Origin of the sequence: Elstera litoralis, assembly GCF_000963705.1 — a bacterium.
Lineage (GTDB): Bacteria > Pseudomonadota > Alphaproteobacteria > Elsterales > Elsteraceae > Elstera > Elstera litoralis.
Genome location: NZ_LAJY01000164.1, coordinates 1 through 10,959, shown reverse-complemented (window position 1 = coordinate 10,959; position 10,959 = coordinate 1). Strand labels below are relative to the sequence as shown.

9 protein-coding genes are annotated in these 10,959 nt (G+C 64.3%); 1 reads left to right on the top strand and 8 read right to left on the bottom strand.

The genetic code is table 11. The features are described 5' to 3' along the window. Positions 1 to 283: 283 nt before the first annotated feature. The 6 genes from VZ95_RS07555 to VZ95_RS07535 are packed head-to-tail and all read right to left on the bottom strand — an operon-like array spanning position 284 to position 5,977. Positions 284 to 706: a DUF1489 family protein gene (locus VZ95_RS07555; RefSeq protein WP_045775309.1), complete on the bottom strand. Its 423-nt coding sequence runs from the start codon at positions 704 to 706 to the stop codon at positions 284 to 286. Further along, positions 703 to 1,599, bottom strand: a complete 897-nt coding sequence (locus tag VZ95_RS07550) for a hydroxymethylglutaryl-CoA lyase (RefSeq protein WP_045775308.1) — start codon at positions 1,597 to 1,599, stop codon at positions 703 to 705. The genes VZ95_RS07555 and VZ95_RS07550 overlap by 4 nt, the downstream gene beginning before the upstream one ends. Next, positions 1,596 to 3,230 carry an acetyl/propionyl/methylcrotonyl-CoA carboxylase subunit alpha gene (locus tag VZ95_RS07545; RefSeq protein WP_332308029.1) on the bottom strand — a complete coding sequence of 545 codons (1,635 nt, stop codon included), beginning with the start codon at positions 3,228 to 3,230 and terminating at the stop codon, positions 1,596 to 1,598. The genes VZ95_RS07550 and VZ95_RS07545 overlap by 4 nt, the downstream gene beginning before the upstream one ends. Beyond that, positions 3,172 to 3,636, bottom strand: coding sequence for a biotin carboxylase N-terminal domain-containing protein (locus VZ95_RS28660; protein ID WP_332308028.1), 465 nt, complete (start codon positions 3,634 to 3,636; stop codon positions 3,172 to 3,174). The genes VZ95_RS07545 and VZ95_RS28660 overlap by 59 nt, the downstream gene beginning before the upstream one ends. Positions 3,637 to 3,641: 5 nt before the next feature. Then, positions 3,642 to 4,421, bottom strand: coding sequence for an enoyl-CoA hydratase/isomerase family protein (locus VZ95_RS07540; RefSeq protein ID WP_045775307.1), 780 nt, complete (start codon positions 4,419 to 4,421; stop codon positions 3,642 to 3,644). A gap of 11 nt (positions 4,422 to 4,432) precedes the next feature. Then, the gene (locus VZ95_RS07535; protein ID WP_408606072.1) at positions 4,433 to 5,977 is read right to left on the bottom strand and encodes a carboxyl transferase domain-containing protein; all 1,545 of its coding nucleotides are present in this window, start codon (positions 5,975 to 5,977) and stop codon (positions 4,433 to 4,435) included. Between the two features lie 144 nt (positions 5,978 to 6,121). Between VZ95_RS07535 and VZ95_RS07530 the strand changes: the two genes are divergently transcribed. After that, positions 6,122 to 7,672, top strand: a complete 1,551-nt coding sequence (locus tag VZ95_RS07530) for a methyl-accepting chemotaxis protein (protein ID WP_052711575.1) — start codon at positions 6,122 to 6,124, stop codon at positions 7,670 to 7,672. A 184-nt stretch (positions 7,673 to 7,856) separates the two neighbouring features. On the opposite strand, the gene VZ95_RS07525 is transcribed toward VZ95_RS07530, so the two are convergent. Both VZ95_RS07525 and VZ95_RS07520 read right to left on the bottom strand, forming a co-directional pair. Next, entirely contained in the window at positions 7,857 to 9,470 is a 1,614-nt protein-coding gene (locus VZ95_RS07525; protein WP_045775310.1) for an acyl-CoA synthetase, read from the bottom strand. Positions 9,471 to 9,478: 8 nt separating this feature from the next. Next, the gene (locus tag VZ95_RS07520; RefSeq protein ID WP_045775305.1) at positions 9,479 to 10,678 is read right to left on the bottom strand and encodes an acetyl-CoA C-acyltransferase; all 1,200 of its coding nucleotides are present in this window, start codon (positions 10,676 to 10,678) and stop codon (positions 9,479 to 9,481) included. Positions 10,679 to 10,959: the final 281 nt, after the last annotated feature.

Genomic DNA, 10,959 nt, shown 5'->3' with positions numbered 1-10,959 from the left:
GTCCCCACCAATAGCAACCTTACTAATCCTAAACTCTCTATCTCTAGAAGGTTCAGAACCAGCAACCAAACAGGCCGCCGACTCCAAAACCCTTCCCCATTAACCTACAATGTCAAAAGAACCCCGGAACTTCTCAGCTCCAACCCCAGTTTCGCTAGCGTTTTCAGTGACTTAGTCACCGGCACCGCGTCGCTGGGAAGCGCTTTATAGGCCTAACAACAAAACCCCGCAAGCGCTTTTTTAAAAAAAACTGTCACGCCAGTCCTAAATATCGGTCATGAGGTTAGAGAAGCCCTAGGGTTTTGAGTTCCGCCGCCATCTCTGGCGGCATCGCGTCGTCGGCTTCCGAGCCCAAATCGGGCGGGGCTTTTTCGGCGTCGAAGTAGCGCCAACCCTGGAAGGGGCGCGTTGGGGTGGGCACCGTCTGAACCCATTCGGCCCTGAGGACGAGGCGGGTGCGCTGCTCCCCCTCCGGCCCGAGCGTGCGGTTGATAGCGACAATCCCCTGCCGCACCGCGATCCGCCCCTTGATGACCCAATAGAGCGAGCCTTTGCCGACAATCTCCTCGGCGCGCTTCGGGTACATCGTCGTCATCGTAAAGACGCAGCCGGGGTAATCGGGCGCCTCATTATGGGTTTCCTGCCAGTCGCGCAGATCCTCGATACTCTCGCAGCCGACGCAGAGGCGGATGATGTTAAGACTCATGCCGCTTTCGCCGCGAGCGCCTGACCGACTTTCGACGCGGGCGCGCGCCCGAGCACGCCGGAAATCTGCCGCCCAACCGACGCCAGCCGATCAAGATCAATCCCGGTGGAGAGACCCAAACCGTTCAAGAGATACACAACATCCTCCGTTGCCACATTGCCCGACGCCCCTTTAGCGTAAGGACAGCCGCCGAGCCCCGCGATTGAGCTGTCGACCGTGCGCACCCCTTCCTCCAAACAGGCGAGGATATTGGCGAGCGCTTGGCCGTAAGTATCGTGGAAATGGACCGCGACGCGCCCCATGCCAAGTGAGGCGGCAAGGGTTTTCACCAAAGCCCGCGCCGCGCCCGCTGTGCCGACGCCGATGGTATCGCCGAGCGAAACCTCGTAACAGCCCATCGCGGCCAAGGCTTCGGAAACGCGCACGACATCGGCCACCGGCACCGCGCCCTGATAGGGACAACCGAGAACGCAGGAGACGTAACCGCGCACGCGCATCCCCGCCGCCAGCGCCGCTTCGGTGACGGGGCGAAAGCGCGCTAAGCTTTCTTCAATCGAACAATTGATATTGCGCTGGGAGAAGGCTTCGGACGCCGCGCCGAAGATGGCGATTTCGGACACGCCCGCCGCTTGGGCCGCCTCAAGCCCCTTGAGGTTCGGCACCAGCACCGGCAGGCGCACCCCCGGCAAGGGCGGAAGCCCCGCCAGAACGGCGGCGCTATCGGCCATTTGCGGCACCCATTTCGGCGACACAAAACTACCCGCTTCGATCACCGACACCCCGGCCCCGGCAAGCCCGGTAATCAGGGCGATTTTATCCGCCGTGGAAACGGGGCTGGCTTCATTTTGCAACCCGTCGCGCGGGCCGACTTCGACGATGGTGACGGTGCTCATGCGGGAACCTCTTCGGCCTCAAGGGTCAGCAGATCGACGCCGTCATCGACGAGATCGCCGACGGCAAAGGCAATCGCACTGATCTTCCCGGCTTTCGGCGCGCGAATGGCGTGTTCCATCTTCATCGCTTCGACCAGCATCAGCACCGCCCCGGCTTCCACAACATCGCCGACCGCGACCGAAATGCCGATGATCTTGCCCGGCATCGGCGCGCGCAACCGCCCACCTTGGGCCGGGCCGGTATCCGCCGCCCGGCGCGGGTCGATCAGCGTGAAGCGATAGGTGGTGCCCTCGACGTGGAGCCACAGGCCTTCCGGCGCGTCGAAGACCAGGGCCGACAGGCTTTCGCCCCCCAGGGTTGCCGTCAACTGTGCCCCGCCCTCCGGCAGCGGCGTCAACGTCCCGCGCGCGGGTACGGTGCCCGAGGGAAGATCGATCTCGAACCCTGCACCGCGATAATGGGCGCGCAGGGTTTGCACCTGCTCGCCGTCTTGCAGGGTAATGTCGTTCCAAGCGTCGCGGTTCAAACGCCAGCCGGTCGTGAGCGCCCAGGGGCTGAAGGGATCCTGGGTGTGCCGCCGCGCCGCCGTCGCTTCCTCACTGGAGCGCAGCATCGCCGCCAGAGTAGCGAGGCCCAGCACCTTATCGGGCGCGGGCACCGGCGCGGGCAGCAGAACGTCCCGATACCGCTCGATAAAGCCCGTATCGAGATCGGCCGCCGCAAAGGCTGGATGGCTGAGAATGCGCGTGAGGAAGGCGCGGTTCGTCGTCACCCCCGTCAGCACGCTCGCATTGAGGGCGGCAATCAGGCGCTGGGTTGCCGTCGCCCGGTCCGGGCCGTAGGCGATGATTTTGGCAATCATCGGATCGTAATAGATCGAGATCGAATCGCCGCTGCGCACGCCGGTATCAATCCGCACGCCATCGCCATCGCCGAAACGCACGTTCGAGAGCCGCCCGACCTGGGGCAGAAACTCCTTCAGCGGGTCTTCGGCATAGAGGCGCACTTCGACCGCGTGGCCGATGAGCGGGATCGTCGCCTGGGTCAGCGGCAGCGGGTGGCCCTCGGCGACGCGGATTTGCCATTCGACCAGATCCTGCTGGGTGATGGCTTCCGTCACCGGATGCTCCACCTGGAGCCGGGTGTTCATCTCCATGAAGAAGAAATCATCCCCTTCAGCGATAAACTCCACCGTGCCCGCGCCGACGTAACCGACCGCGCGCGCGGCTTCGACGGCGGCGTTGCCCATCGCCGCCCGCCGCTCGGCGCTCATGCCAGGGGCCGGGGCTTCTTCGACGACCTTCTGGTGACGGCGCTGGATCGAGCAATCGCGCTCATAAAGGTAGACGCCATTGCCCTGGGTGTCGAAAAACACCTGCACTTCGATATGGCGCGGCTTGGTGAGGTAGCGTTCGATCAGCACATGATCGTCGCCGAAGCTGGCGAGCGCCTCGCGTTTGGCTGACGCCAATTGGCTGTCAAACTCGCCTGCGTCGCGGACGATCTTCATGCCCTTGCCACCGCCGCCCGCCGAGGCTTTGATAAGCAGCGGAAAGCCGATCCGTGCCGCTTCAGCCGCGAGGAAATCCGCCTCCTGCCGGTCGCCGTGATAGCCAGGGACCAGCGGCACCCCGGCTTTTTTCCATCAGGGCTTTGGCGGCGCTTTTCGAGCCCATCGCGGCAATGGCGCTGGGGGGCGGGCCGATGAAGATGACGCCCGAAGCCGCGCAGGCTTCGGCGAACCCGGCGTTTTCCGACAGAAAGCCGTAGCCGGGGTGGACCGCATCGGCCCCGGTGGCTTTCGCTACCTCCAGCAATAGGTCGGCCTTCAGATAGCTCTCGCGGGCAGGGGCCGGGCCGAGGCGCACGGCGAGATCGGCGGCGGCCACATGGGCCGCGCCCGCATCGGCATCGGAATAGACCGCCACGGTGCGAATGCCGAGACGGCGGGCGGTGCGGATGATCCGGCAGGCGATTTCGCCGCGATTGGCGATCAGCAGGGTCTTTATCGCCCTAGTTTGTGTCGAGGTCTTCATGGGGACTACTCCCTCACCCAGGTAGGTGAGCGTTTATCGAAAAAGGCCGCAAGCCCCTCGCGCGCTTCCGGCGCGGCGCGGCGGACGGCAATGCGCTGGGCGGTCTCGGCTATGACGCCCTCGTCCAGCGGGCGATCGACGGCTGTCAGCAAGCGCTTCGTTTCGGCGACGGCTTCGGGGGCCGCCGTCAGCAGCGCTTCGATTTCGGCGTCGATCACCGCGTCGAGCGTCTCGGCTGGAACCACCGCGTGCAGCAACCCGAGCCGATGGGCCTCGGTCGCCGAGAAGCGCTGCGCCGTGAGGCACCAGCGCCGGGCTTCGCGCACGCCCATCGCGCGCACCAGATAGGGCGAGATCACCGCCGGAATGAGCCCCAGCTTCACCTCGGTAATGGCGAACTGGGCTTCGGGCACGCCGATGGCGATATCGGCGCAGGCAACCAACCCCAGGCCCCCGGCATAGGCCGACCCATGCACGCGGGCGATGACCGGCTTCGGGCTCGTGTCGATGGTCGCCATCAGCCGGGCGAGACCTTGGGCGTCGGCGAGGTTTTCGGCGGCGCTATAGGTCGCCATCCGGCGCATCCAGCCAAGATCGCCCCCCGCCGAAAAACTCTTTCCGGCCCCGGACAGAAGAATGATCCGCACCGAAGGATCGGCGCTGGCCGTCGCCACCGCATCGGTCAGCGCCGCAATCAGATGCTCATCGAAAGCATTATGAATCTCGGGGCGGTTCAGGGTCAGGCAGGCGACCGCGCCTTTTTGCTCAAGGATAAGGTTGCTCATATCCGCCTCCCCTACATCCGAAACACGCCGAAGCGGCTTTCGGGAATGGGGGCGTTCAGCGCGGCGGACAGGCCGAGCGCGAGGACCGTGCGGGTTTCGGCGGGGTCGATGATGCCATCGTCCCACAGCCGCGCCGAGGAATAATAGGGATGGCCCTGCTTATCATACTGGGTATGGATCGGGGCTTTGAACGCCGCCTCCTCCTCCGGGCTCCAGCTTTGGCCCTTGGCCTCCATCCCGTCGCGGCGAACCTGGGCCAGCACATTCGCCGCCTGCTCGCCGCCCATCACGGAGATGCGGGAATTCGGCCACATCCACAGGAAGCGCGGATCGAAGGCCCGCCCGCACATGCCGTAATTCCCCGCGCCGAAGCTATTGCCGATAATCACTGTGAGCTTCGGCACCGCGACGCAGGAGACCGCCGTCACCATCTTCGCGCCGTCCTTGGCGATGCCGCCATGCTCGTATTTCTTGCCGACCATGAAGCCGGTGATATTCTGCAAGAAGATCAACGGAATGCCGCGCTGGCCGCACAGCTCGACGAAATGTGCCCCCTTCTGCGCGCTCTCGCCAAACAGAATGCCGTTATTGGCGACAATGCCGACGGGATAGCCCCAGATATGGGCAAAGCCCGTCACCAGCGTCGTGCCGAAGTTCGCCTTGAACTCGTCGAACTCGGACCCATCGACAATCCGGGCGATGATTTCGCGCACGTCATAGGGCTTGCGCAGGTCCGCCGAGACGATGCCGTAGATTTCCTTCGGATCGTAGAGCGGCGGGCGCGGCTCGCGCACCTCCAGCGGCATCGGTTTTGGGCGGTTGAGATTGCCGATGATCGAGCGGGCGATCCCAAGGGCGTGGGCGTCGTTTTCCGCGAGATGATCGGCAACGCCGGAGATGCGCGTATGCACCTCCGCCCCGCCCAGATCTTCCGCCGTCACCACTTCGCCGGTCGCCGCCTTCACCAAGGGCGGGCCGCCTAAGAAGATGGTGCCCTGATTGCGCACGATGATGCTCTCATCCGCCATCGCCGGAACATAGGCCCCGCCAGCGGTACACGAGCCCATCACCACGGCGATTTGCGGAATGCCCAGGGCCGACATATTGGCCTGATTGTAGAAAATTCGACCGAAGTGCTCGCGGTCGGGAAACACCTCGTCCTGGTTCGGCAGGTTGGCCCCGCCGCTATCGACCAAATAGAGACACGGTAGGTGATTTTCGCGCGCAATCGCTTGTGCTCGCAAATGTTTGCGCACCGTTAAAGGAAAATATGTGCCGCCCTTAACGGTCGCGTCATTGGCGACGATCACGCATTCCCGGCCCGAAACCCGCCCGATGCCGGTGATTATCCCGGCGCACGGCACTTCGTCTTTATACATCTCAAATGCGGCAAATTGACTTAGCTCAAGGAACGGCGCACCGACATCCAATAGGGTGCGAATGCGATCCCGTGGCAGCAGCTTGCCCCGCGCAACGTGTTTCGCCCGCGCAGCCTCCCCCCCGCCTTCCGCAAGAAGCGCCACTTTGGCCTTCAAGTCGGCGACCAAGGACAGCATGGCTGCTTGGTTTTCTTGATAAAGAGCGGCTTTCGTATCTATGGTTGTCCGTATCGGCGACATTTTCACTCCTCCCGCGTGGCGGATTTTGCGCCCGTCGGATTTTCTAATCTCGGTGACATCTTACTCTGCTGGGGATCCGGTATGACCATCGCCCGTAAACTTACTCTCATCCTGGCTGGCGTTCTGCTGCTTGCATTTGCCGCGATTGCCGGGGTCGTGGAACTCAATAAGGCCGCCGAATACCACCGGCTGCATACGCACCAGTTGCGGTCGCTGAACGTGCTCACCGCCGCCGTTGGGGGCGATAAGGGCTCCGGCGTCGCCACCGCGCTCAGCGATATCGTCGGCTCGGCCCAACGCTGTCTCGATCTCAATAGCCCGGTTGAACGGCTCGCGATGCAGATCATCGGCACCGCCGCCGCGCGCGACCGCTGCGCCGATATGCTGCGGCTGGCAGGCCAGGCGCGCGCCGAGACCAATCCGGAGAAGTTCACGGCCCTGGTCAAGCAGCTCGAAAAGGCCCATGCCGACATCGAAGCGCCACTGGAAACCACCGTGCGCATCGGCGCGGGCGGAACGCTGCTGTCGGTCGGCATTCTTGCCATCGTCATCGCAGGCGCGGTGTTGATCCTGTCGCGCTCCATCTCCCACCCGCTAAAACGCATGGGCGGGGCGATGCGCGTGCTGGCGACCGGCGATACTAGCATCGAAATCCCAGCCCAAGGGGCCAGTGGCGAAATCGGCGACATGGCCAATGCCCTCACCGTTTTCCGCGATAATGCCCGCGCCGTCGAACAGCTCCGCGCCGAACAAGCCGCCAGCCGCGAGCGCGCCGAAACCGAGCGCCGGGCGTTGATGCTGCGCCTGTCCCAGGAATTGGAAGCCAGCGTGTCGGCCATCGTCGGCACCGTCTCCACCGAGGCGTCGGACCTGGAGCAGATCGCAACGGGCATGAGCCGCATCGCCGATGGGGCCAGCGTCCGCGCGACCTCCGTCACCGGGGCGACCGAGCAGATCGCGGGCGACATCCAAACCGTCGCCGCCGCCGCCACCGAGCTTGCCACCTCGTCCGAGGAAATCGCCCGCCGGGTCCGCCAATCCGCCGAACTGGCGCAAAAGGCCGTGAACGAGGCCGATACCACCCGCATCACCGTCCAGGGGCTCACCACAGCGGCGGGCGATATTGGCGATGTGCTGCGGCTGATTTCCGAAATCGCCGCCCAAACGAACCTGCTGGCGCTGAACGCCACTATCGAAGCCGCCCGCGCCGGGGACGCCGGGAAAGGCTTTGCGGTCGTCGCCACCGAAGTTAAAAATCTGGCCGCCCAAACCGCCACCGCCACGGAAACCATCACCCGCCAAGTCGGCGTGATCCAGTCCGAAACAATGGCCGCCGCCGATGCCATCGATACCATCGGCCAAACCATCCGCGATATGGACGCCATCTCCACCGGCATCGCAGGCGCCGTCCAAGAACAAGGGGCCGCCACCAGCGAAATCGCCCGCACCATCTCCGGCGTCGTCAACGGCACCCAGGACGTCGCAAACCATATGGGCGACGTGGCACGCGGCGCGTCCGAAACCGGCTCCAGCGCCCATTCGGTCCTGCAAGCCGCGACCAAACTCGGTAAGGAAACGCGCGGCCTCGCCGACGCCGTAAGCCGCTTCATTGCGACTATTCGGGCGGCGTAGGATCKTCGGGGGCTCCGGCCCCCGACACCCCCGCTCAAGGGGCTTGCCCCTTGAGAATCCAAATTTACGGGAACCAATATCGCCCGCTTAATCCCAATATTCTGAAAAACAATGGGATTCTTAAGGGGCGACTGCCCCTTAAGCGGAGTGCAGAGGCAGAGCCTCTGCGATGCCCCCTCCCCGCTCACGCCCGCGCCCGCAGGTCTTTGCGGATGATTTTGCCCGTGGCGGTCATCGGCAGGTCGGCGACAAAGGCGATTTCGCGCGGGTATTCGTGGGCGGCGAGGCGCTGGCGGACGAAGCTTTGCAGTTCGGCGGTCAGGGCGTCGCTAGGCTCCGTGCCCGACTTTAGCACAATGAAGGCTTTGACGATTTCGGTGCGCACCGGATCGGGTTTTCCGACAACGGCGACCATCGACACGGCGGGGTGTTTCAGTAGGCAATCTTCGATTTCGCCGGGGCCGATGCGGTAGCCGCCCGACGTAATCACGTCGTCATCGCGCCCGACGAAATGGATATAGCCTTCGTCGTCCATCGCGCCTTGGTCGCCGGTCAGCAGCCAGTCGCCGATGAATTTGGCGGATGTGGCGGCGGGATTGTTCCAATAGCCGAGGAACATCACCGGGTCGGGCCGGGCAATGGAGATGGTGCCCGCCGCGCCGGTGGGAAGCACCGCTCCTGCCTCATCGACCACGGCGACACGGTGGCCGGGGAATGGCCGCCCGGTCGCGCCGGGTTTGACGGGGAACAAAAGGTCATCGTTCCCCACCACCACATTACATTCGGTCTGGCCGTAGAACTCGTTGATGGTGACGCCGAAGGCCGCCCGGCCCCAGTCCAGCAACTCCCCGCCCAAGCTCTCGCCGCCGCTGCCGATGGACCTTACGGTTCGCGCGGTGGCGGTAGAGGCGCGCATCAGCTTGAGCGCGGTCGGCGGGAGGAAGAGATTGCGCACCCCGTGGCGGGTGATGAAGGCGAAAGCGGCGTCCGGATCAAACTTGCTCATCCGGTGCGCGACCACGGGGACGCCGTGATAGAGCGAGGGCAGCAGCACGTCGAACAGCCCGCCGATCCAGGCCCAATCGGCGGGGGTCCAGAAGCGGTCGCCGCTTTCCGGGAAGAAATGATGGGGCATCTCGACCCCCGGCAAATGCCCGAGCAAAACCCGGTGCGCGTGCAGCGCCCCCTTCGGCTGGCCCGTGGTGCCAGAGGTATAGATGATAACGGCGGGATCATCGGCAGCCGTATCGACCGGGGCGCGCGTATCGGACGCTGAAGCCAGCCCCGCCGTCCAATCCACCACGCCGGGCGGGGGTGCCCCCGGCTCCCAATCGGTGACGATCACCAGCTTCAGCGCCGGAAGCGCCGCCCGCAGGGGTTCGATTTTCGCGTAGCCTGCACGGTCGGTAACGAGCGCCGCCGCCGCGCAGTTGGACAGGCGGAACTCCAAGGCTTCCGGCCCGAACAGGCTGAACAAAGGCACGGCAATCGCCCCGTGCCGATAGGCGGCGATATGGGCGATGGCGGTTTCCGGCGATTGTGCCAGCAGCACCCCTACCCGCTCACCACGCCCAATGCCGTGGGCTTCGAGCAGATTGCCGAGGCGGGAGGCGGCGCGCAGCAGGTCCGAAAACCGCCACTCCCGCACCGCCCCGTCGCTGGCAACCTCGATCAGCGCCACGCCGTCGCCCGCCGCAACCTGGGCATCGGCGACGGCGGTGCCGATATTGAAGCGGGCGGGGATCGACCAGCGGAACTCCGCACAAACCTCCGCGTAGCTCCCCCGGCGCGGCAGAATTCCGGCCATTAGGCGACCCGTTCGAGCGCGACGGCGGTTGCCTCGCCGCCGCCGATGCACAGCGAGGCGATGCCGCGTTTCAGATCGTAGCGTTCCAGCGCGTGCAGCAGCGTGACCAGAATCCGCGCGCCCGAGGCCCCGATCGGGTGGCCGAGGGCACAGGCGCCGCCGTGGATATTCACCTTATCGGCGGGCAGATCGAGGTCTTTCATCGCGGCCAGCGCCACCACGGCGAAGGCTTCGTTGATCTCGAACAGATCAACGTCTTTCGCCGCCCAATCCAGTTTTGTCAGCAGCTTTTGCATCGCGCCAACGGGGGCGGTGGTGAACCAGGCCGGGGCTTGGGCGTGCGCCGCGTGGCCGCGCAGAATCGCCCGGATCGGCAGGCCGCGCGCCGCAGCTTCGGAGCGGCGCATGAGCAGCAGCGCCGCCGCGCCATCGGAAATCGACGAAGAATTCGCCGCCGTTACCGTGCCGTCTTTGCGGAACGCCGGTTTCAGGGTGGGGATTTTCTCCGGTTTGGCCGATTTCGGCTGTTCGTCGGCGGTAATCTGCACCTCCCCGCCCCGGCCCTTGACGGCGACGGGGGCGATTTCGGCGCTAAAACTACCGTCCGCTTGGGCTTTTTGCGCGCGGGCGAGCGACGTGAGCGCGAACCCGTCCTGCACCTCGCGGGTGAACTGATAGGCTTCCGCCGTATCTTCGGCGAAACTGCCCATCAGGCGGCGGTTGCCCGCGCTGTCGGTGGCGTAGGCATCCTCCAGCCCGTCGAAGAACATATGGTCGATGGTGCGCCCATGCCCGAGCCGATAGCCCGCCCGCGCCCGGTCCAGCAGATAGGGCGCGAGGCTCATACTCTCCATCCCGCCCGCGAGCACCGTGCGGACGGAGCCCGCCAGCAGCGCATCATGGGCCAGCATCACCGCCTTCATGCCCGAGCCGCAGACTTTGGAAATGGTCGTGCACGGCACCCCCTCCGGCAGCCCCGCCCCCAACGCCGCCTGCCGCGCGGGCGCTTGCCCAACGCCCGCCGACAGCACATTGCCCATAAACACTTCCTCCACCTGATCGGCGGACAGCCCGGCCCGCGCCAAGGCGGCAGCAATCGCCACCGCGCCGAGCTTGGGCGCGGTAAGGGTTTGAAGCTCGCCCTGGAAGCCCCCAAGCGGGGTGCGGGCGGCGGAGACGATAACGATAGGATCGGTCATGGTTCCCTCAAGAAACGGTTTAGTAGGATCCAACATAGTTAATAGAAGACCGGCACACATCGATATTTGAAGAAGAGTGAGCAGAAAGGAAATTCTTTATAGAGTAAACAGTTCTCTGGGGAGATTTTGGACCACACACAACAGATTTTATTGAATTTAGGTCAAATCCACAACGCATGAATGGTATTATCATGTTTTTTCCCGTCCTATACTCTATCTTCATAGAGTCTTCATTTTGATCCAGCAAAAATCTAACCTCATTTTCCGCTTTATAAGAGTCA

Coding starts and splice junctions, on each gene's coding strand:
- VZ95_RS07555 (WP_045775309.1), bottom strand. CDS start 706: ATGAGTCTTAACATCATCCGCCTCTGCGTCGGCTGCGAGAGTATCGAG.
- VZ95_RS07550 (WP_045775308.1), bottom strand. CDS start 1,599: ATGAGCACCGTCACCATCGTCGAAGTCGGCCCGCGCGACGGGTTGCAA.
- VZ95_RS28660 (WP_332308028.1), bottom strand. CDS start 3,636: ATGAAGACCTCGACACAAACTAGGGCGATAAAGACCCTGCTGATCGCC.
- VZ95_RS07540 (WP_045775307.1), bottom strand. CDS start 4,421: ATGAGCAACCTTATCCTTGAGCAAAAAGGCGCGGTCGCCTGCCTGACC.
- VZ95_RS07535 (WP_408606072.1), bottom strand. CDS start 5,977: ATGCTGTCCTTGGTCGCCGACTTGAAGGCCAAAGTGGCGCTTCTTGCG.
- VZ95_RS07530 (WP_052711575.1), top strand. CDS start 6,122: ATGACCATCGCCCGTAAACTTACTCTCATCCTGGCTGGCGTTCTGCTG.
- VZ95_RS07520 (WP_045775305.1), bottom strand. CDS start 10,678: ATGACCGATCCTATCGTTATCGTCTCCGCCGCCCGCACCCCGCTTGGG.